Genomic DNA, 19870 nt, shown 5'->3' with positions numbered 1-19870 from the left:
CTTACAGGCCTCCCATCGTGGTGGCGGTGGAGGCCGCCGGGGTGGTGAATCCGTAATGCAGCACCAGGCCGGCAAAGATCGCCGCCCCGAACCAGTGATTGTTGAGGAAGGCCTTGAAGCAGCCCTCGGGGCTGCGGTCGCGGATCAGGAATTGCTGGTACACGCTGAGCCCGGCGGCCACCCCAAGGCCGAGGAAATAGAACAGCCCCAGGCCCAGGTTGTTGCCGACGATCCACAGGGTCAGCAGCAGCATGCACTGCAGGCTACCGATCACTATGCGATCGGCGTCCCCAAACAGGATGGCGGTGGATTTGACACCGATCTTCAAGTCGTCCTCGATATCCACCATCGCGTACATGCTGTCGTAGGCCGTGGCCCACAGCACGGTGGCGGTCAGCAGCAGCCAGGCCACCAGCGGTACCCCGCCGGTCTGCGCGGCGAAGGCCATGGGCACCGCCCAGCCAAAGGCCAGCCCCAGAAACACCTGCGGCAGATAGGTGTAGCGCTTCATGAAGGGGTAGATCCCGGCGAGCAGCGCGCCGCCCAGCGACAGGAGGATGGTCAGCGTATTGAGGGTCAGCACCAGGGCGAAGGCCAGCAGGCAGAGGACCGCGAACAGCACCAGGGCCTCGCGCGGGCTCACCTGGCCGGCGGCGATGGGCCGGTTGCGGGTGCGCGCCACATGCGGGTCAAAGTCACGATCGGCATAGTCGTTGATCACGCAGCCGGCGGAGCGCATCAGGATGACCCCGAGCACGAACACCAGGGTCACGCCCGGATGGGGCTGGCCCTGCCCCGCAATCCACAGCGCCCACACCGTCGGCCATAGCAGTAGATAGGTACCGATGGGGCGGTTCAGGCGCATCAGTAGCGCGTAGTAATAGCTGCGGTGCCTGATGAGGGCTCGATTCAGGCCGGTGCTGGTGATGGATGTGGTCATGGGTCCGTACTGTAGCCGACTAGGCCGGCTGAGGGCAGATCGGCGGCAGAAAAATCTCGCTGACCAGCAGCGGTTTGTGATTCAGAAAGAAGGCCGAACGTCGGCCCCAGATGCTGGCCGGCGGTGTCGGCAGGCCGGCCGTGGCCCGGGCAAACAGCGGCTGGCCCGGCAACAGCTGGGCGATCTCGATAGCACTGCGCCGCATCGTTGGATCGGCAAACAGCACCGCCCCCAGGGGCCGCTTGCCCAGTCGGGACAGGCGCCGGCGCGAGCCGCCCAGGCTGCGCACCGGGATCACCGTGCGCGCAAACACCCACGGCTGATCGTCGCACAGCAGCTGCACCTCGCGCACGAAGCAGCGCTCGTGGGGCCGCACGCCGAGGGCCTGCGCCTCGTTCAGCATCGGCCGTTGCCAGTACTGGCCGGTGGGCGCGACCCGAAACCGACCATCGCAAGTCAGTTGCAGTCGACGGGTCAACGACGTGGGGTCCAGTAACCAGTCCAGTAGATCCGCCGGCGCAGCGTGACGGGCAAGGGAGGTGTGGGCCTGCCAGTGGGGTTCGAGTTGATGTTTGCCGAGGTGTGGGTTGGTCACAGTGGATACTGCTGGGTAGTTTTGAGAGGGGGGATTGTACCGCAAGTTGCGGATGGGAGGGGACAGACCTCAGGTCTGTCCCCGGGCTACAAAACAGTCGTTGGGGTTAGCCGCAGCTCAGCCCAACCTACCCAGATACAAGAGTGACACTCCCCTCCCCCGTCACCCGATCAATCTCAAACATCACCTCACAATACTCACTGGTCTCATCCGTCGGCGAAGGATCATCCGCACAACTACACCCCGCAATCACCCCGCGATAAAAAATGCCGGCTTTAACCAGCAACCGACCCTCTTCCTCAGCCGCACTAATAATCATCACGCTGAATGGTTCGTAAAGGGCGTACCCACCAGCAGTTAAGCCCTGTTGCAAAGGCAACAGCCTGGCGTCCAGCTGCTCGATTCCATTTTTGAGCGCTGCCTCAAGGCTTGGGTCAGCATAGGCTGGCAGTGATGTAGGGAATTTAATCATTTGTTTATAGTCTGCAATGTAGTGCGGATTCGGTCGCCAGTAACATCGAACGGCGGCTGTCGACCGATGCAGACATTGGACATAATTTACCTTTACAGGGTGAAGATAGTATAAGCTGGCGGACGCCAACACGGTTTGATATGCTTTTCACTCTTAACAAAGCGCTTCGTATAAACGTGATCAAATACCGACTAAATATCGCATTGCTATTTGTGCTCATCACTGCATTCCTGTCAATGCAGTCGGCAACTGCGCATATCCACTTGGCAGAACTTCACGATCACGATGGTAGCCATCATCAGCATCAGAGTGCGGCTCATGCCCACCAATCTATGGTTGATCATTATGATGCCATTGAATTTTCGCATCAAGCGGATCATGCCAATGTCGTAGATCTCGATCACGAGTGCAGCACAACAGCAAAAAATAAGTATGAAAAGCCTTCCGGCTTTATTGTTACACGAGCACACCGGCAGCCGGTTCGCTCTGCATCTGTCAGTATTGAGCTGCCCGTCGTTATCAATACGAAACTTAATTATCTTTATTACTCAACGATAAATCCCCGAGCCCCACCTCGTTTTTCCTAAGTTCCGCGCTCCAAACAAACTCTAATCAGTGTAAGACGATAATGATCGTCTTAGGAAAACTATTATCGAGGTATTTATGTTATCTGTGATCAAACCATCACGATGGCTTTTGGCTGCTTTAGCACTGCTAATAGCCAACCAAGCCTTTGGGCATGGCATGTCAGAAGCTGAAAAACTATCCATCATGGAGGGAGGGAATCTACGTTACCTGTGGATTGGCGCCACCCATATGTTATCGGGCTACGATCATTTGTTGTTTGTATTTGGTATCGTTTTTTTACTGACCAGATTCAGAGACATTGTCAAATACATCACGGCATTCACTCTTGGACATAGTGTCACGCTCATCTTTGCCACCTTTAATGGCATTCAAGTCAATTACTTCTTAATTGATGCAGTTATCGCCTTAAGCGTCTGTTACATCGCCTTCGCCAATCTTGATGGCTTCAGGAAATACCTGGATGTTAAGCCGCCTCACATGTTGGCAATGATTACAGGCTTAGGTCTAATTCACGGCCTTGGCTTGTCGACGCGACTTCAACAATTACCGTTGAGTGAGGATCAGCTGTTGATGAACATCATCTCTTTCAATATAGGCATAGAGGTGGGCCAAATAATGGCATTGGCTGTGATGTTGCTGTTGCTGGCAAGCTGGCGAAAAGCGGAATCCTTTAAACCCTTCAGCGTGATGTCAAATTATGGGCTGATCTTTGCGGGTTTTGTCCTGTTTATGATGCAGATGCACGGTTATTCCCATGTCAGCGATCCCGATGAGTTTGGCTTTAGTGCGGACAATCATGTTCACGATCATATACGAATGGATGAAGAGCGCGCTGCTAAAACTATTAAAGAAACCACTCACGATTCAATCGACTAAAACCCAGCTAATGCTAATTGCAGGAGATTCTTAATGCGTGCATTATTTTTTATATTGATAGCCAGCTTTGTTCTTGTTTCGGTGACAGGTTGTCCTGATCACGGACATGATCATGACAAGAATGGAGAGCACTCACACGATGAGCCCTCACAACATAAAGATTCAATTAACTAAATATAAAGAGGTATTTATGAAAAACTTAACGACAACACTATTGCTATTGTTACCATTACTCTTTTGCGCACCAATAATGGCCGGCGCAGGCCATGAGCACGACAGTGATGGAGGCCATTCTCATGGGCCAATTTCCAGTGATGCCGCCATCAACAAAGCATCAAAGAAAGTGAAACAAATGGCCGATGCGGGAAAAATAGATGCGACCTGGTCAGGAATAAGCGCCGCCAGCATTGATCAGAAGGTCTATTCGAAAGGCCCAGAGTGGGTGATTACATTTAAGAATGACAAGATAAAGGATACAGCGAAGCAAACTTTATTCTTGTTTTTTAGCCTGGATGGCCACTTTATTGCAGCCAACTACACCGGTAATTAAATTGTCCAGGTGAGCATGAATTCTGTGCTCACCTGGCTTGCTTTAAAGAACGCTATGGGACGGTTTCCCGCCGTTCCCTGATTTTTTGCGGAGGACTGCTTTCAGTTTCGGGTTCAGCAGCCCCCACACCCCATCACGAATCCGCCCGCGTAAACCGATGGATCAACCGTCGCTCCCGTTTCGACGGCCTGCCCTCTCCGTGTGGCCGTTGCGCGGCAGAAAGCTGTCGTAGCGCTTTTTCCTTTTCACGTTTGGCAACACTTTCTTCTGTCTCTTGATAGAGCTGCTGGGCAGTTGTTGCGGGGCCGCGCTTGTCGGATAAATCTCGCACTACAACGGTCTTTTCATCAAACCCCTGCCGCAGGCTTAGGGTATCACCTACTTCCAGTTCGCGGCTGGGTTTGGCGCGCTGGCCATTGACGCTGACCTTGCCGCCTTTGATGGCCTCGGTGGCGAGCGCGCGGGTTTTGTAAAAGCGGGCGGCCCATAGCCATTTGTCGAGACGGACCTTTTGCCCGTTGTCGGCGCCGGAGTGGGAGTCTGCTGCCTGGCGGGCCATGTGTGGAATCGTCAGTCGGCGGCTGCGGCCGGCTGTTCGACCAGACAGCGATTGCGGCCGGCCTGCTTGGCGCGGTACATGGCTTCGTCGGCGCGCTGGAACAGGGTCTCGGTGCTGTCGTCTTTTCGCAGTTGGGCGAGGCCGGCGGAGATGGTGATGACGACCTGCGCGTTTTGATAATGGAACTGACACCGCTCGACCGCCTTGAGCAGTTTGCCGGCGGCGACGATGGCGGAGTCGAGGCTGGTTTCCGTCATCAGGATCACGAACTCCTCGCCGCCGAGGCGGGCCAGGAAATCGCTTTCGCGCAGGTTGTTGCGGATCTGTTCGGCAATCAGCACCAGGGCCTTGTCACCGGCCTTGTGGCCGTAGGTGTCGTTGACGTTTTTGAAGTGATCGATGTCGACCATCATCAGCACCAGAGGTTGGCCATAACGCTTGCAGCGGGCGAATTCCTGCACGATGCGATCATCGTAAGCGAGGCGGTTGTAGAGGCCGGTGAGTGGATCGCGCACCGCCTGCTCGTGTTTTTCCTGTAGCCGCCGGCGCAGGTTTTCGCCCTCGTTTTCCATTCCGTGGACACGGCTGTTGAGCTGCGCCAGCTGGGCCTCTAATTGATGTTGGCGTGACTCTTCCGCCTGACGATACTGGTCGAGGTGTTCACGGATGGCATCGAGGCGGCCCTGGATCTGCTGCTTGAGCTGGCTGGATTCCGGCGCGGCGTCGACGGTGGATTCGATGTCCTTGACGTGGGCATGCACCACGGCGTCAAAGTCGCGGCCGCTGCTCATGGAGGCCAGGTGGGAGTCCTGTGCGCCGGAGAGGTTCTGGTCGATCTCCTTTAGCTTGTCGCCGAGCTGCTGCAAAAAGGCCTGCAACTCCTTGTTCTCATCCTCCATCTGCCGGCGCATGGCGGAGATGAGATTGGCGATGGCGGTGAGCGCGGGTGCGACGGAGCGCGCCGACAGCCCTTCCCCCAATTTATCCTTGAGGCTTTCGACCTGGTCGGTGAGCGCCGCGGGCAGGCTCAGGGTGTCCAGTAGCTGGATGCAGAAATCGCCGATCTGGGGGCTGGCCGCTGTGGCAGACTGGTCGGCGGCCGGGGCGCGGCCCGCGCCCTCACCACCAAACAGTCGGCTGAAAAAGCCACCGCTGCTGCTGGTTGGCTGCGCCGGGCCACTCGCCGGTGCGGAAGGGTCTTCGTGTTGCAGGGCCTCGTTGACCAGCTTGGCGAGTTCGCGCAGCGGGTCTTCCATTTCGGTGAGGCTGTGGGTGGCATCGATCTGCCGGCGCAATTCCTTGCTGCGGGTTTTGAGCGGGCCGGGAAATGACAGGCTGTCCAGCCAGTGGCCCAGGAGTTGTTGCGGGCTGTGGGCGGTGTGGTTGTCATTGCGGGTTTCATCCAGCCGGGTGACGGACTGGGTTAGTGCGTTCACCGCCTGTTCGAGATGCGCGACATCGATGTCCTGGCGCAGGGTCTTGCGCAGCAGCGCGAGGTCGTCGTCCAGTTTGGCGTCCTGTCCCTCGGCGGCCAGGGCGACGCGGGTGAGTCCCTGTTTCAGCAGGGACTCGGTGTTCTGCCACTGCTGTTCCTTCTTTTCGAGCCGGTCGAGACTGTCGAGGTATTTTTGTTTCCAGTTTTCTTCGCTCATGGGCAGAGTGTAGGCATTCCTGGCGGAAGAAAATAGGGCCGGCGACGGCCGCGATTAACGGTTATGCCGAACCGGTTACTGACGGCCACCGGCTCAGGCCGCAATGTGGAAATCGTCCGGCAGGGTGATTTCCATGGCGATGGGCAGGTGGTCGGAGTGCAGGTGCTGCAGGACATGCACGTCATGCACGGTGAGACTGGTGGAGATGAGGATGTGGTCAAGGGTGCGTGCCGGCCGCCAGCTGGGAAAGGTCTTGAGGTCGTGGCAGGGCTCGCACAGGTCGGTGGCGGCGATCAGGAACTGCATCTCGCGACTGTCGGGCTGGCAGTTGAGATCGCCCATCACCACCACGTGCTCATACTGATTGACGATGCGGATCACGTATTCAAACTGACGCTGGCGCGCCCGCTTGCCCAGCGCCATGTGCAGGATCAGCAGCACCAGCGGATTGTCCTGCTGCCCGTAGCGCACCACCATTACGCCGCGACCCGGAAACAGGCCGGGCAGCTTGTGGTCGTGAATCTGCGCGGGCCGATAGCGGCTCAGCAGGCCATTGCTGTGGGCGGCGATCTTGCCAAGGTTGCGGTTGGTCTGATGATGCCAGAAGGGAAAGCCGGCGTGGGTGGCCAGGTATTCGGTCTGGTTGATGAAGCTGCTGCGCAGGCTGCCGGCATCGACCTCCTGCAGGGCGACGATATCGAAGTCGCTGATGGCGCGGGCGATGTGGTCCAGGTTGGTGTAGAGCTGGGCGTGCGGCAGCACGTGCTTCCAGCTCTCGGTGACATAATCCCGATAGCGCTTGGAGCCGATGCCCACCTGAATGTTGTAGCTGAGCAGGCGCAGCCGGGTGCCGCTGGCGGTGTCTTCTAGGGGATCGGGGATCGGTATGCTGTGCATGTCGTCGGGCTTGTGTGCTCGGTGATGTTTGATTGGTCTTGTTTGATCGGTAACGGGGTTCTGTTTAACACCTTTTACAGGTGAATAATCATCTCGCCGAGGGTTTCCGTCAGGCGCAGGTTTTCACTGTAGTCCACCGGACAGTCGATGATGCTCACCGCGTCGTCGGCCAGCGCCTGTTTCAGGGTGGGCAGCAACTGCTCGGCGGCCTCGATACGATAACCCCTGGCGCCAAAAGACTCCGCCAGCTTGACGAAATCGGGATTGCCGAAGGTCACGTTCGACGGCCGCCCGAACTGGTTCATCTGTTTCCACTCGATGAGGCCGTAGCCGGAGTCGTTCCAGATGAGCACCACCATTGCCAGCCTTAAACGGACCGCGGTCTCGATTTCCTGAACGTTCATCATAAATCCGCCGTCACCGGTCACCGCCACCACCTTGCGCTGCGGTTGCGCCAGACGGGCGGCGATGGCGCCGGGTACGGCGATGCCCATGCTGGCGAAGCCGTTGGAGATCAGGCAGGTGTTGGGGTATTCGCAGCGGAACATGCGCGCCATCCACATCTTGTGGGCGCCAACGTCGCAGATCACGGTATCCTGCAGGTCGAGGGCGGTACGCAGATCCCAGATGATCTTTTGGGGTTTCAGCGGGCAGCTACGGTCGTCCTGATGCTGTTCCATCTCCTTGATCAGCGCCTTGCGCAGCGGGCGCAATTTGTGTCCCACGTGGGGCGTGGTCTGCTCCGCGATGCGGTTCAGCGAATGCCTGATGTCCCCCACCACGCCGACGCAGACCGGATAGTGAGCGTCCACTTCGGCCGGTGAGCTGTCAATGTGGACGATGGTGCGATCACGGGTCGGGTGCCACAGGCGCGGGTGATATTCCACCAGGTCGTAGCCGATGCAGATGATGGCGTCGGCCTCGGCGAAACCGAAATTGACGTAATCCTGCGATTGCAGCCCGGCACTGCCCAGCGCCATGGGGTGTTTGAACGGCAGCACCCCCTTGGCCATGAAGGTGTTGGTGACGGGGATGTTGAGCCGCTTCGCAAACTCGGCCAGCTCCGCCCAGGCGCCGGCGCGCACCACGCCATTGCCGGCCAGGATGATGGGCTGGCGGGCGTTGGAGATCACCTGCGCGGCATAGGTGACGCGGCCCGCCGGCGGCTCGGGCGTGTCGGCGTGCTTGACCCGCAGCGGCGTGTCTTCGATCTCCATGCAGGCGATGTTTTCGGGGAATTCGATAAAGCAGGCCCCGGTTTTTTCCGCCTGCGCCAGCTTGAAGGCCTTGCGGGTCACCTCGGTGATGATCTCCGGCACCAGGATGCGCGAGCTGAATTTGGTGAAACTGCGGAACAGCTCCTCCAGATCCAGCACCTGATGGGATTCCTTGTGCAGGCGATGGGTGTCGGCCTGGCCGGCGATGGCCACTAGGGGCGCGTGATCCATATTGGCATCGGCCACCCCGGTGATCAGGTTGGTGGCGCCGGGACCGAGGGTGGACATGCAGACCCCGGCCCGCCCGGTGAGGCGCCCATAGACATCGGCCATGAAGGCCGCGCCCTGCTCGTGGCGGGTGGTGACAAACTGGATGTGGGAATCCAGCAGGGCATCCATGATATCCAGATTTTCCTCGCCCGGAATGCCGAAGATGACCTCGACGCCCTCGTTCTCGAGACAGCGAACAAACAGTTCAGCAGCTTTCATGGTGTGATGTATTCCCTACCGACGGCCCGCAGTGTACAGACGGCGCGGCCGACAGCGGCTAGCGGCCTTCCTGTTTGACCAGCTGGTTGACCACCGTGAAGACCTTGGCATTGCCGCCGGCCTCCTGGGCGCCGGTACGGTATTTGCCATTGACGATCAGTGCCGGCACTCCCTTGGCGCCGTAGCGCTGGCCCATATCCTTGGCGCGACGGAGTTTGGTCTCTACCGCGAAGGAGTGAAACACGCGTTTGAAATCCTCGCTGGAGACGCCCTGGGCATTGAACAGTCCCATGATGGAGGCCTCGTCATCCATGCGGCGCTTCTGTTCGTGGATCGCCTCGAACATGGGGCGGTGGACCTTGTCCACGACGTTGAGGATCTCTGCAGTGTAGTAGGCGCGGGCGTGGATCTCCCAGCTGTCACGAAACACGCCGGGCATGCGCACAAATTTGACGTTTGCGGGTTTGCGCTGCAGCCAGCGTTCGACGAAGGGCTCCAGGCGGTAGCAGTGCGGGCAGCCATACCAGAACAGCTCCACGACCTCGACCTGATCGCCGCTGGTGGTGGGCTGGGGCGGGGTAATCAATTCATAGCCCTCGGCGGCCATCAGCTGGCTGGTGCCAACAAGGCCCAGGGCGAAAATGGCAATCGCGGCGAGCAGTGGGGACGTGATGTTTTTCATGAAATCGACCTCGTGATTTTTTTTCGGGCTGGCGCGTGAGCCTATCCAAATCATTGATTGAACGCAATGAAACCGGCCGCAAACGGCCGGCAGAGATTTTCGTCTTCGCGTCAATGGTTTATGCTAGACCGTAGCAGTCACGTGGCGGCAATTACAGGCACGTCAACCAATAGGCCCAAGCAAGGAGTATGACCCCATGGTCTCTGAAAAGATCGATCTGGCGCAATTTTTAAATCAGCAGTACCTGTGTGAGTCGCTGACCATCAAGGAGGTCACCACCCTGATCGATTACACCGAGCTGGTGACTTTTAACAAGGGTGAAGTGATCGCCGAGATCGGCGATGTGGGTGAGGCGCTGTATTTTGTGATCGCCGGCGAGACCGCGTTATACGCGGGCGACAAGGCCGAATCGCAGGTGGGCCATATCAAGGCCGGCGAGCTGATGGGCGAGATGTCCTTTTTTGACCGCAACCCGCGCTCGGTACGGGCCAAGGCGCTGGTCGATGACACCCGTCTGCTGAAACTGAGCCGGGCCATGTACAAACGCCTGCGGGTGGAGCACCCCTATATCGCGGTGAACCTGCTGGAGCATGCGATTGTCAGCCTGGATCACCTGTTCCGCCAGGTCAGCCAGGATATCTCCACCTTCAACAGCTACTTCTACGGACCCGGTCGCAAGTAAGCCCCGGCAGCTCCCGCACGACGGACTAGTTTCCGGCCGTGCCGGCCTCTGCCCCCATGCCGGCCAGAAACAGCGCGACGGCATCGATCTCCTTGTCGGTCATCTTGGCCGCGATGTCGCGCATGATCCTGTTGCGGTCATTGCTGCGGGCCTCGGTTTTGAAATCGTGCAGCGCCTTGGTCACATAGCCCGATTTTTGCCCCGCCAGACTGGGGATCGCCCCCGGGCCATTGCCGGCCCCGTTGGGCCCATGGCAACCGGCACAGGCCGGTAGGCGACTGTAGTGATTACCGCCCAGATAGATCTTTTGGCCGAGACCGGAGCCTGCCGCCGGCTCGGCCCTCACGGTCTGGGTGGCGAAATAGGCGGCAATATCCCGAATATCCTGTTCGTTGAGACCGGTCACCATGCTGGACATGGTGGGGTCCTGGCGTGCGCCGGACTGAAAATCATGAATCTGCTTGGCGAGATAGGCGGTGTTCTGCTGGGCGAGATTCGGCCAGTCCGGGCTGAAGCTATTGCCGTCCGGCCCATGGCAGCCCTGGCAGGTGGCGGACTTGGCCTGCCCCGTCTCGGCATTGCCCTGCCTGTCGTCCGGCGTGACAGCGGCCGCATAAGTATTTGCGGTTATACTGATTAATGCGCAGAGGGCGATTCGCGAAAGTGTCATCTTACTGGCCTCCAAAAGCGTGTGGTTAAGTGTAGACCCTGGTCGTGGCGCCGTGGGCGCCAGTGGGCGGGTGCAGGAATGTAGTTAAGTGTCTCGTGTAAGACCTAGGGGACGCTCTGGAAAAAGGCGGCCAGATCTTCAATGTCCTGGTCTGACAGCGGGGCGGCCATGCCGTTCATGATGGGGTCTTTGCGGGTGCCGGCGCGGAAGGCGCGCAACTGTTTTTCGATATAGGCGGCATGTTGGCCGGCCAGTCTGGGATAGGTGGGATTGGTGCTGTGCCCGCCCTTGCCGTGGCAGACCTGGCAGGCACGGGCCTTTTCGGTACCGGATGCCACGCTGCCCTCGGCCAGTACCGGTCCTGTGCCCAACAGGCAAAGCCCCAGCGACAGCGCCATCGCACGAAATAGTCCTGGCCGGGGTCTCTTCACCTGCGTCATATTCGTTTCCACTTGTAGCCGCGTTTGTTAGAGTCCCGCTTCTGTTCCCCTGCGGCATACGGAGAGCGGATAGATTATTGCAGCTGACGGAAAATTGCCAATGGAATTAGGGAATTTGGGCCGTAGTCGCGGTTGATCAAGCATTTTTTCACAATTTTCCATAATGCCCCGTGGGGCGAAAATAGGGGTGCCGGCATGGCGCAGTATCGTGCAGCCGTTTTTGATATCAGTGTGGCCCAGCTCGACAAACTACCGCCCGATGAGGGGGCGGAGGTGGCCTTTGCCGGCCGCTCCAATGCCGGAAAATCCAGTGCAATCAATCGTATAACCGGCCAGAAGGCGCTGGCCCGCACCAGTAAAACCCCGGGGCGGACCCAGTTGATCAACTTCTTCCGTCTGGATGAATCGCGCTGTCTGGTGGACCTGCCGGGCTATGGTTATGCCAAGGTGCCGGAGGCGATAAAGCGGCGCTGGCAGCAGACCATGGAGCAATACCTGTCGAGCCGCCAGTCGCTACGGGGGCTGATCCTGTTGATGGATGTGCGCCACCCGCTCAAGGAGATCGATCAGCAGTTATTGAGCTGGTGCTGGGAGGTGGGCATGCCGGTGCATATCCTGCTGACCAAGGCGGACAAACTGAAGCGCGGCGCGGCACAGAATGCCCTGTTGCAGGTGCAGCGGGAACTGGCCGCCCACTCGCCGGACGGCCTCAGCAGCGTGCAGCTGTTCTCCTCGACCAAGGGCACCGGGCTGGATGAGGTTTATAAGGTGCTGGACACGTGGCTGGGGTAGCTGGGTGTTTCGGGCGGGCAAAAAAAACCCCGGTAGACCAGTAAAAATTAAGGGGTAGGTCATACCGGGGCCAAAATATCCGACGTTGGGGACGCCGGATGTATGTGCCCGTCAGGGAGGGAGACGGGGAGCAGGCATCGCACCTGCTCAGTTTATAAGAGGGGGCAACGGCCGAAAAAGTTTCATCCCTGAGGAAATTTTTTTGGCGGGCGTGTTTGGAATTAATGGGCCTCGTCCCAATTGCTGCCGGTACCGATATCCACCACCAGGGGCACCTTGAGTTCGGCCACCCCCACCATCAGGCGGTTGATCTCGGCCCGGGCCGCCTCGACCTGCCCGTCTCGGATCTCAAACACTAGCTCATCGTGCACCTGCATGATCAGTTTGATATCCAGTCCGGCGGTGTCTATCCATTGCGCCACGGCGATCATCGCGCGCTTGATGATGTCCGCAGCGGTGCCCTGCATGGGGGCGTTGATGGCGGTGCGCTCGGCATACTGGCGGCGCTGGCCGTTGCGGTGATTGATTTCCGGCAGGTACAGACGCCGGCCGAATACCGTCTCCACGTAACCCAGTTCACGGGCGCTTTCGCGGGTGCTGTCCATAAAATTTTGCACACCGGGGTAACGCTCGAAATAGAGGTCGATGTATTTTTGGGCATCGCCGCGAGGAATACCCAGCTGGCGCGCCAGGCCAAAGGCCGACATCCCGTAGATCAGGCCGAAGTTGATGGCCTTGGCGCTGCGGCGCTGCTCGGTGTCGACCTCCTCCAGCGGCAGGCCGAACACCTCGGCGGCGGTGGCGCGGTGGATGTCCTCCCCGGCGGAGAAGGCCTGCAGCAGACTGGGGTCGTCCGACAGGTGGGCCATGATCCGCAGCTCGATCTGTGAGTAGTCGGCGGCGAGGATGGTGTGGCCGGGCGGCGCGATAAAGGCCTGGCGGATACGACGGCCCTCGGCGCTGCGAATGGGGATGTTTTGCAGGTTGGGGTCGGAGGACGACAGGCGCCCGGTGCTGGCCACCGCCTGATGATAGGAGGTGTGGACGCGGCCGGTCACGGGGTTGATGCGTTGCGGCAGCTTGTCGGTATAGGTGGACTTGAGCTTGCTCATGCCCCGGTGTTCCAGCAGCAGTCTGGGCAGGGGGAAATCCAGCGCCAGCTCCGCCAGCACCTCCTCGGCGGTGGACGGCGCACCCTTGGGGGTCTTTTTCAGCACCGGCAGGCCGAGCCGGTCAAACAGGATGGCCTGGATCTGCTTGGGCGAGGCGAGATTGAATTCCTCCCCCGCGACCGCATAGGCCTCATCTTGGATCTCCCGCAGACGCTGTTCCAGCTCTCGGCTCTGCGCGGTGAGCAGGGCGGCGTCGATCAGCACACCGTTGCGTTCGATGCGCGACAGCACCGTCAGCAGGGGTATCTCGATGTCGCGAAACAGCGCGGCGAGGCGGGGTTCGGCGGCCAGTTTCGGCCACAGCGCCTGATGCAGCTGCAGGGTCACGTCGGCGTCTTCGGCCGCATAGGGGCCGGCGGCGCTGATCGGCACCTGGTCGAAGCTCACCTGTTTGGCGCCCTTCCCCGCCACGTCTTCATAGTGGATGGTGTTGCGGTGCAGGTATTTGACCGCCAGCGAATCCATGTCGTGCCGGGTGGCGGTGCTGTCGAGCACGTAGGACTCCAGCATGGTGTCGAAGGCGACGCCGCGCAGGGTGATACCCCGATCGTTCGCTGCAGTGGTGGCATTGGCCAGCACGCTCATGTCGTATTTGAGGTTCTGTCCGAGTTTGGCCTTGGTGGCGTCCTCCAGCAGGGGGCGCAGCCTTTCCAGCACCCAGTCGCGGTCGAGCTGGGCGCCCTGCCCGGCATCCTCCAGACTGACCTGATGGGCAACGGGCACATAGGCCGCCTCCCCTGCCCTCACCGCGAACGAGACGCCGACGATCTTCGCCTGCATGTAGTCCAGGCTGGTGGTCTCGGTATCGAAGGCGAACAGCTCGGCCTGGCGGAGCCTTTCCAGCCAGGTGTCGAAGGCGGCCTCGTCCTGGATGATCTCGTAGTGGGCCTCGGGCGGCGTGGCGCCCTGCCCTGCGGTGCTTTCTGCAGCAGGCGCCGCGCTACTGTCGGCATGGGTCGGCGTCCCCGTCGCCGTGGGCAACAGTTCGGACAACCAGGTGCGGAACTCCAGCTCGGCAAACAGCTTTTTTAATTGTTCGGTATCGGCCGGTTTTGGGGTGAGCTCGGTGGGGCCGAACGCCAGCGGCACGTCACAGCGGATGGTCGCCAGCTGGTGCGACAGCGGCAGCTGTGCCAGCGCCGCACGCAGGTTCTCCCCCACCTTGCCCTTGATCTCGTCGGCGTGAGCGATGACACCGTCCAGGGAGCCGTACTGGTCGAGCCACTTGACCGCCGTCTTGGGCCCGACCTTGGGTACGCCGGGGATGTTGTCGACGCTATCGCCGATCAGGGTGAGGTAGTCGATGATGCGTTCAGGCGGGATGCCAAACTTCTCCACCACCCCCTGCGGATCGAGGGTGGTGTTGTCCATGGTGTTCATCAGGGTGACGTGTTGATTGACCAGCTGCGCCATGTCCTTGTCGCCGGTGGAGATGATGCAGTCCATGCCCTGCTCGGTGGCCTGGCGGGCCAGGGTGCCGATGACGTCATCAGCCTCCACCCCGTCGATCACCAGCAGCGGCAGGCCCATGGCCTCGACGATGGCGTGCAACGGCGGTATCTGCTTGCGCAACTCATCCGGCATGGGGGGGCGGTGGGCCTTGTATTCGGGGTAGAGCTCGTCACGAAAGGTCTTGCCCTTGGCGTCGAACACCACCACCACTGGCACGCCGGGGAATTCCCGCAGCATGCGCCGCAGCATATTGGTCACCCCATACACGGCACCGGTGTTGTGGCCGCTGGAAGTGGTGAGCGAGGGCATGGCGTGAAAGGCGCGGTAGAGATAAGAGGAGCCGTCGACGAGTATCAGTTGCGCGCTGGGTTTCATGTTGCCATCAGTGTTGATTGGGTCCGGATTGGATTAGAATGAGATATGGGCCGCCGGCGATTATCGGCTGTTTTGCGCCATGGCACCATCTATTTACCTTTTTGAGGCTGACGCTTATGCGATCACGTAGTCTGATTTTCCGCCTGTCCCTGACGGGGCTGTTCTTGCTGGCGCTGCCCGCCCAGGCCCAGGAGGCCGAGCCCTCCGGGGAGATCATTATTCAGGGAGAGGGGACGGGTATCGTTGAGGAAAAGCGCGTCAACGGCAAGCTCTACGCCATCAAGGTGACGCCCAAAAAGGGGCCCTCCTACTATCTGGTGGACAGCGATGGAGACGGCGACCTGGAAACCCGCAGGAATGATACCGATTCGGATCTGCTGATCCCCGCCTGGGTGATCAAGCAGTGGTAGCGGCAGGGAATTTATAGAAAATCAACAGGTGATTTAGGGATATTTTGCGTCAAGGATCCACCCTATCGGCCTGCCAATATTCCCTGGTTATCCTCAGGATAACCCCCCCATCGGCGCAGAAGTGCGCAAGCACAGCCAGGCTGAACCTGCGCTGAACTTGACAGCAGCCGGTGCGAATGGCATAAAAACCGCCCTACGGTACACGACAGCGCCAAAGAGGGTCGTCGGTACCGGAATAAGGGGAACGGCGGCCGGCCCAGATATTGAGTCCCGCACGTGATATTAAAGGATTAATGGGGGAGGAGATGACGGTTTTTTCGGGCAGGAAGTCATGCCTGCAGATCGCGTTATTTATAATCCATTAGTAGTTGATAAGTCTAAATCTCAAGGGGAAATCCAAATGAAAGTTTCAAAATGGTTGATGGTACCTGTAGCTGCGGCTGCGCTGTTTGTTTCTGCCCAGGCATCGGCTGACCTGGCCCTGGCCAAGAAAAGCGGCTGCCTGGCCTGCCACAGCGTTGAAAAGAAAATTGTCGGCCCAGCCTGGAAAGACGTGGCTGCCAAATACAAGGGTGACGCCGGCGCCAAAGCAGCCCTGGTCGCTAAAGTGAGCAAGGGTGGCAAGGGCAACTGGACCGCAGTGACCGGTGGCGCTCCGATGCCTCCTTACTCACCTCGCGTGTCGGATGCCGACATCGCCACACTGGTCGATTTCGTGCTGGGCCTCTAATCCAGAGACCCGTCGAAAGACCCAGAAAGGCCGGCACACTGTGCCGGCCTTTTTTATGCCCGATTACTTCCGGTGAGACCCCTTATACACAGTATCCCGCAGCCGGCCGGCTTTTCGGCTGATGTCGGCAAAATATTGGCGGCAGAAACACAATTTTTTGCTAAGTGTTTGTTTTATTAGGCCTAAAATAGGCGTCTGATTTATGACCATTTTAAGACAACGCCACTGATTACCGGCATGCCAGCCGGATTTCCCGATGTTATACACAAAGTTATCCACAGGATTTGTGGATAAGGGAACATCTCCTTTTGCCGGCGGGCGCTTATCGCGTCAAAGCTAGAAATGTTCTTAAGTATGTTGGCTAAGATGATAAATAAGAAAGGGCTAATATGTAGAGAGACTGTCCACCTTTGGCGCCGGGGGAGGATGTCGGTATATTGCGGCATAGGCTGGTGAAAGGGCGTGGGTGTAGGGACAGTTGAGGGGTGAAGATGCCGGATTGGGGACAGATTTCCGCGCAGTTGCAGGCCGCGACAGGGGTGTCGTTGGCGGAGGCCAGTGCACGGCCGGTGGGGGGTGGCTGCATCAGTTCCGCCTTTGTGCTGGACGGTGCGGACGGTGCGGACGGTGCGGGACGCTATTTTGTCAAAACCCACCGGCCGTCGGCGGTGGCGATGTTCGAGGCCGAGCGGGACGGGCTGGTGGAGCTGGCCGTGGGCGACCACCTGCGGGTGCCGAGGCCGCTGCACTGCGGCCTGAGCAGGGAGCATGCCTTTCTGGTGCTGGAGTATGTGCCGCTGCAGGCACAAGGTGACCAGCGCCTGCTGGGGGAGGGTCTGGCTGCCCTGCATCGTACGGCGGCCTCCACAGGGGCGGGTGAACCGGGTCGCTTCGGCTGGCACCGGGACAACACCATTGGCGCCACGCCGCAGCGCAACGACTGGTCGAATGACTGGGTACAGTTTTGGGCCGAACAGCGTCTGGGCTATCAGCTGCAGCTGGCGGCCACCAACGGGGCGGGTCTGGCCTTTGTGCGGCGCGTGGAAAGATTACAGGCGGGCCTGGCGGCCTTTTTCAGCGACTATCAGCCGCTGGCCTCGCGGCTGCATGGCGATCTGTGGTCCGGTAACTACGCCTTTGACGGGGAGGGCCGCCCGGTGATCTTTGACCCGGCGGTGTATTTCGGCGATCGCGAGACCGATCTGGCGATGACCGAGCTGTTTGGCGGCTTCTCCCGCGAATTTTATGCGGCCTATGGGGCGGCCTGGCCGCTTGACGCCGGTTATGCCACACGTAAGACCCTCTACAACCTCTATCACATCCTGAATCACTATAATCTGTTTGGCGGTGGCTACCTGGCGCAGGCGCAGGGGATGGTGGATCGGCTGCTGGCGGAGTGCTGAAGGGGCGCAAATGCGGGCGCCATGGCCGCGGCGGTCGGTGGTGGATGGCGCACGCACGATGGCGATAGTGCGGCAATAGTGCAGCGGCGGGCGACGGCCTGTAAACTAGCGTTTTAGCCGCCGTGGTCAGTTGAGTCCCATGCCCGTTACCCTTATTCACAGCAGTACCCTGGACGCCGAACAGGCGCAACATATCACCCGGACCCTGGGCGCCGAGCCCCGGTCCTACGGCGGCCATTTTCGCCTGCAGCACCCTGTCGCCCGCCGCGAGGACGTGCAACACCTGCGCAAGGTCTGCGGCGTGGACATCAATACCCTGCCGGAGGGGTTTGAGGCGGGCGCGGTGCGGCTGTTGATCACGGACATGGATTCCACCCTCATCAACATCGAGTGTGTGGACGAGATCGCCGATTTTGTCGGCTGCAAGCCGCAGGTCGCCGCCATCACCGAGGCGGCCATGCGCGGAGAACTGGACTTCGCCGCCTCGCTGCGCAAGCGGGTGGCCCTGCTCAAGGGGCTGGAGGTGACGGCCCTGCAACGGGTCTATGATGAACGCCTGCGGCTCAACCCCGGCGCGGAGGCGCTACTGGACGGGCTCAGGCAACGCCAGATCCGGGTGGCCCTGGTGTCCGGCGGCTTCACCTTTTTTACCGAGCGCCTCAAGCGGCGCCTGGGTCTGGACTACACACTGGCCAATGTGCTGGCCGAGGAGGATGGCCGGTTGCAGGGGCATGTCGAAGGTGACATCGTCGGGGCCGAGGCCAAGGCGGCGTATCTGCAGCAGCTGTGTGCCGAATTGCAGATCACGCCCCGGCAGGTGATCGCCATGGGCGATGGCGCCAACGATCTGCAGATGCTGGGCATCGCCGGGCTGGGGGTGGCCTATCATGCCAAGCCGGCGGTGCGGGCGCAGGCCGATGTGGCCTTTCAGTATCGTGGGCTGGAGGCGGTGCTGGATTTTTTGGCATAGTTTGGCGTAGGCAGATTACAGGGGATGTTGCGGAAGAGGGTGGCCAGACGCGAAAACAATTTTGAAACGCATTATTACAACAATGTGCAAAACAATTCTAAACAACGGTGCGGTGAACACGATGCAGGACAGGTCTAACGGTAAAACCCTGGTCGCCCTGGTGATAGTGTGTATGGGGCTCACGGCGCCGGCCGCGATGGCGATGCCGTTTGGTGTGTTTGATGCCCGCAGCATGGCGATGGGCGGGGTGGGGGTCGCCACCGGCGCACGCTATGCGGTGTTCAATAATCCGGCCCTGCTGACCACCGCGGACGAGATTCACGAGTGGTTCCTGCTCGCGCCGACCGTGAGCCAGCAGATTGGCGACCCCGGCGAGGTGGAGGACGAACTGGCCGCCTTTCAGCAGGCCGCCGAGGTGCTGGATGGCGCCAATAATCCGGCCAACCAGGCCGCCGTACAGTCACACCTGACGGCGATGGACGGCGGCCTGTATCGCCGCGCGAGCAGCGCGGCCGGCATGCTGGCGATTCCCAGCCGCATCCTCAGCGGCGCGGCCTTTTTCAATGTCTACGAGGCCTCCACCGCGCAGCCGGTGATTGGCGGCGATGTTCTGACAGTGGATCCCGCCACCTATAACTCGGCACTGGCGCAACGCGGCTTTCGGATCACCGAAAACGGGGTCTCTGCGGCCAAGGTGCTCCAGGCAGAGCGGGGCTGGTTGCGCAATGTCGCGATCGGTTTTAACGCCAAATTTCTGCTGGTCGAGGCCTATGGCTATACCGAGCCGCTGCGTAGCGCCGACGTCGATATCGCGCGCAGTGGGCGCAAGACGGGCAGCCAGTTCACCTTTGACCTGGGCATTTTAAAGGAGGTCGGGGTGTGGAAATTTGCCCTGGTGGCCAAAAATATTGTGCCGGGCAACTATCAATACGGCGACAGCGGTGACGAATTCCGGATCGAACCGCAGCTGCGGGCCGGCTTCGCCTACAAGAGCCGCCACTCCGTGCTGGAGCTGAATCTGGATGTGCTGGAAAACGATCCGGTGGGTTTTGCCCTGCCCTCGCAGATCGCCGCCGTCGGCTGGGAATGGCAGACCTGGCGCTGGCTGGCCCTGCGGGCCGGTTACCAGCAAAACCTGACGGGTGACGAGGCCGCCTACGGTGCGTTGGGCCTGGGCGTCATTATAAGTGAAACGGTGCATCTCGATGTGGGCGGTTACAGCGGTGATGAGGGCGAGGGCCTGTCCGCCCAGCTGGG

21 protein-coding genes are annotated in these 19870 nt (G+C 59.9%); 10 read left to right on the top strand and 11 right to left on the bottom strand.

Annotated elements, in window-relative coordinates; all coding sequences use genetic code 11:
- Window position 1: 1 nt before the first annotated feature.
- From ubiA to RRB22_08880, 3 genes are all read right to left on the bottom strand, one after another.
- The gene (gene ubiA, locus RRB22_08890; GenBank protein ID MDT8384518.1) at window positions 2-940 is read right to left on the bottom strand and encodes a 4-hydroxybenzoate octaprenyltransferase; all 939 of its coding nucleotides are present in this window, start codon (window positions 938-940) and stop codon (window positions 2-4) included.
- Window positions 941-959: 19 nt separating this feature from the next.
- On the bottom strand, window positions 960-1535 hold the full coding sequence (locus tag RRB22_08885) for a chorismate lyase (GenBank protein ID MDT8384517.1): 576 nt from the start codon (window positions 1533-1535) through the stop codon (window positions 960-962).
- Between the two features lie 127 nt (window positions 1536-1662).
- The gene (locus RRB22_08880; GenBank protein MDT8384516.1) at window positions 1663-2007 is read right to left on the bottom strand and encodes a hypothetical protein; all 345 of its coding nucleotides are present in this window, start codon (window positions 2005-2007) and stop codon (window positions 1663-1665) included.
- A 176-nt stretch (window positions 2008-2183) separates the two neighbouring features.
- On the opposite strand from RRB22_08880, the gene RRB22_08875 reads away from it, so the two are divergent.
- The 3 genes from RRB22_08875 to RRB22_08865 all read left to right on the top strand — a co-directional run bounded on the left by RRB22_08875 (window position 2184) and on the right by RRB22_08865 (window position 4021).
- On the top strand, window positions 2184-2594 hold the full coding sequence (locus RRB22_08875; GenBank protein ID MDT8384515.1) for a hypothetical protein: 411 nt from the start codon (window positions 2184-2186) through the stop codon (window positions 2592-2594).
- Between the two features lie 76 nt (window positions 2595-2670).
- On the top strand, window positions 2671-3471 hold the full coding sequence (locus RRB22_08870; GenBank protein ID MDT8384514.1) for a HupE/UreJ family protein: 801 nt from the start codon (window positions 2671-2673) through the stop codon (window positions 3469-3471).
- Between the two features lie 139 nt (window positions 3472-3610).
- Window positions 3611-4021 carry a DUF6488 family protein gene (locus RRB22_08865; protein MDT8384513.1) on the top strand — a complete coding sequence of 137 codons (411 nt, stop codon included), beginning with the start codon at window positions 3611-3613 and terminating at the stop codon, window positions 4019-4021.
- 133 nt (window positions 4022-4154) lie between these two features.
- Here the strand turns inward: RRB22_08865 and hslR are convergent, their stop codons facing one another.
- From hslR to RRB22_08840, 5 genes are all read right to left on the bottom strand, one after another.
- On the bottom strand, window positions 4155-4580 hold the full coding sequence (gene hslR / locus RRB22_08860) for a ribosome-associated heat shock protein Hsp15 (protein ID MDT8384512.1): 426 nt from the start codon (window positions 4578-4580) through the stop codon (window positions 4155-4157).
- Between the two features lie 11 nt (window positions 4581-4591).
- Window positions 4592-6232: a diguanylate cyclase gene (locus RRB22_08855; GenBank protein ID MDT8384511.1), complete on the bottom strand. Its 1641-nt coding sequence runs from the start codon at window positions 6230-6232 to the stop codon at window positions 4592-4594.
- Window positions 6233-6325: 93 nt separating this feature from the next.
- Window positions 6326-7129 (bottom strand): endonuclease/exonuclease/phosphatase family protein, encoded by an 804-nt coding sequence (locus tag RRB22_08850; GenBank protein MDT8384510.1) that lies wholly within the window; start codon window positions 7127-7129, stop codon window positions 6326-6328.
- A 74-nt stretch (window positions 7130-7203) separates the two neighbouring features.
- Window positions 7204-8835: an acetolactate synthase large subunit gene (locus RRB22_08845; protein ID MDT8384509.1), complete on the bottom strand. Its 1632-nt coding sequence runs from the start codon at window positions 8833-8835 to the stop codon at window positions 7204-7206.
- Between the two features lie 58 nt (window positions 8836-8893).
- Window positions 8894-9517 carry a thiol:disulfide interchange protein DsbA/DsbL gene (locus RRB22_08840; GenBank protein ID MDT8384508.1) on the bottom strand — a complete coding sequence of 208 codons (624 nt, stop codon included), beginning with the start codon at window positions 9515-9517 and terminating at the stop codon, window positions 8894-8896.
- Window positions 9518-9713: 196 nt separating this feature from the next.
- On the opposite strand from RRB22_08840, the gene RRB22_08835 reads away from it, so the two are divergent.
- Window positions 9714-10199, top strand: coding sequence for a cyclic nucleotide-binding domain-containing protein (locus RRB22_08835; GenBank protein ID MDT8384507.1), 486 nt, complete (start codon window positions 9714-9716; stop codon window positions 10197-10199).
- 25 nt (window positions 10200-10224) lie between these two features.
- Here the strand turns inward: RRB22_08835 and RRB22_08830 are convergent, their stop codons facing one another.
- Both RRB22_08830 and RRB22_08825 read right to left on the bottom strand, forming a co-directional pair.
- Window positions 10225-10869, bottom strand: coding sequence for a c-type cytochrome (locus RRB22_08830; protein MDT8384506.1), 645 nt, complete (start codon window positions 10867-10869; stop codon window positions 10225-10227).
- Between the two features lie 104 nt (window positions 10870-10973).
- The gene (locus tag RRB22_08825; GenBank protein MDT8384505.1) at window positions 10974-11309 is read right to left on the bottom strand and encodes a cytochrome c; all 336 of its coding nucleotides are present in this window, start codon (window positions 11307-11309) and stop codon (window positions 10974-10976) included.
- A 195-nt stretch (window positions 11310-11504) separates the two neighbouring features.
- Between RRB22_08825 and yihA the strand changes: the two genes are divergently transcribed.
- Window positions 11505-12101, top strand: coding sequence for a ribosome biogenesis GTP-binding protein YihA/YsxC (yihA, locus tag RRB22_08820; GenBank protein MDT8384504.1), 597 nt, complete (start codon window positions 11505-11507; stop codon window positions 12099-12101).
- A 221-nt stretch (window positions 12102-12322) separates the two neighbouring features.
- Here yihA and polA read toward each other — a convergent pair whose 3' ends face one another.
- Window positions 12323-15100, bottom strand: coding sequence for a DNA polymerase I (gene polA, locus RRB22_08815; GenBank protein MDT8384503.1), 2778 nt, complete (start codon window positions 15098-15100; stop codon window positions 12323-12325).
- 116 nt (window positions 15101-15216) lie between these two features.
- Here polA and RRB22_08810 point away from each other — a divergent pair, with 116 nt between their 5' ends.
- The 5 genes from RRB22_08810 to traF form a co-directional block, all read left to right on the top strand.
- Window positions 15217-15510 (top strand): DUF2782 domain-containing protein, encoded by a 294-nt coding sequence (locus RRB22_08810; GenBank protein ID MDT8384502.1) that lies wholly within the window; start codon window positions 15217-15219, stop codon window positions 15508-15510.
- A gap of 421 nt (window positions 15511-15931) precedes the next feature.
- Window positions 15932-16240, top strand: coding sequence for a c-type cytochrome (locus RRB22_08805; protein ID MDT8384501.1), 309 nt, complete (start codon window positions 15932-15934; stop codon window positions 16238-16240).
- Between the two features lie 491 nt (window positions 16241-16731).
- The gene (locus RRB22_08800) at window positions 16732-17643 is read left to right on the top strand and encodes a fructosamine kinase family protein (GenBank protein MDT8384500.1); all 912 of its coding nucleotides are present in this window, start codon (window positions 16732-16734) and stop codon (window positions 17641-17643) included.
- 139 nt (window positions 17644-17782) lie between these two features.
- Window positions 17783-18613 carry a phosphoserine phosphatase SerB gene (serB, locus tag RRB22_08795; protein ID MDT8384499.1) on the top strand — a complete coding sequence of 277 codons (831 nt, stop codon included), beginning with the start codon at window positions 17783-17785 and terminating at the stop codon, window positions 18611-18613.
- Window positions 18614-18734: 121 nt separating this feature from the next.
- Window positions 18735-19870: conjugal transfer protein TraF (gene traF / locus RRB22_08790; GenBank protein MDT8384498.1), on the top strand; the 1136-nt coding region annotated here is incomplete at its 3' end.

Source organism: Gammaproteobacteria bacterium, assembly GCA_032250735.1.
GTDB lineage: Bacteria > Pseudomonadota > Gammaproteobacteria > SZUA-152 > SZUA-152 > SZUA-152.
Note: the sequence above shows the minus strand (reverse complement) of the source record. Positions and strands in the feature narration are given on the sequence as shown.

Coding starts and splice junctions, on each gene's coding strand:
- RRB22_08840 (MDT8384508.1), bottom strand. CDS start 9,517: ATGAAAAACATCACGTCCCCACTGCTCGCCGCGATTGCCATTTTCGCC.
- RRB22_08800 (MDT8384500.1), top strand. CDS start 16,732: ATGCCGGATTGGGGACAGATTTCCGCGCAGTTGCAGGCCGCGACAGGG.
- RRB22_08855 (MDT8384511.1), bottom strand. CDS start 6,232: ATGAGCGAAGAAAACTGGAAACAAAAATACCTCGACAGTCTCGACCGG.
- RRB22_08825 (MDT8384505.1), bottom strand. CDS start 11,309: ATGACGCAGGTGAAGAGACCCCGGCCAGGACTATTTCGTGCGATGGCG.
- ubiA (MDT8384518.1), bottom strand. CDS start 940: ATGACCACATCCATCACCAGCACCGGCCTGAATCGAGCCCTCATCAGG.
- RRB22_08850 (MDT8384510.1), bottom strand. CDS start 7,129: ATGCACAGCATACCGATCCCCGATCCCCTAGAAGACACCGCCAGCGGC.
- polA (MDT8384503.1), bottom strand. CDS start 15,100: ATGAAACCCAGCGCGCAACTGATACTCGTCGACGGCTCCTCTTATCTC.
- RRB22_08865 (MDT8384513.1), top strand. CDS start 3,611: ATGAGCCCTCACAACATAAAGATTCAATTAACTAAATATAAAGAGGTA.
- serB (MDT8384499.1), top strand. CDS start 17,783: ATGCCCGTTACCCTTATTCACAGCAGTACCCTGGACGCCGAACAGGCG.
- RRB22_08810 (MDT8384502.1), top strand. CDS start 15,217: ATGCGATCACGTAGTCTGATTTTCCGCCTGTCCCTGACGGGGCTGTTC.
- RRB22_08880 (MDT8384516.1), bottom strand. CDS start 2,007: ATGATTAAATTCCCTACATCACTGCCAGCCTATGCTGACCCAAGCCTT.
- RRB22_08870 (MDT8384514.1), top strand. CDS start 2,671: ATGTTATCTGTGATCAAACCATCACGATGGCTTTTGGCTGCTTTAGCA.
- RRB22_08835 (MDT8384507.1), top strand. CDS start 9,714: ATGGTCTCTGAAAAGATCGATCTGGCGCAATTTTTAAATCAGCAGTAC.
- yihA (MDT8384504.1), top strand. CDS start 11,505: ATGGCGCAGTATCGTGCAGCCGTTTTTGATATCAGTGTGGCCCAGCTC.
- hslR (MDT8384512.1), bottom strand. CDS start 4,580: ATGGCCCGCCAGGCAGCAGACTCCCACTCCGGCGCCGACAACGGGCAA.
- RRB22_08805 (MDT8384501.1), top strand. CDS start 15,932: ATGGTACCTGTAGCTGCGGCTGCGCTGTTTGTTTCTGCCCAGGCATCG.
- RRB22_08830 (MDT8384506.1), bottom strand. CDS start 10,869: ATGACACTTTCGCGAATCGCCCTCTGCGCATTAATCAGTATAACCGCA.
- RRB22_08845 (MDT8384509.1), bottom strand. CDS start 8,835: ATGAAAGCTGCTGAACTGTTTGTTCGCTGTCTCGAGAACGAGGGCGTC.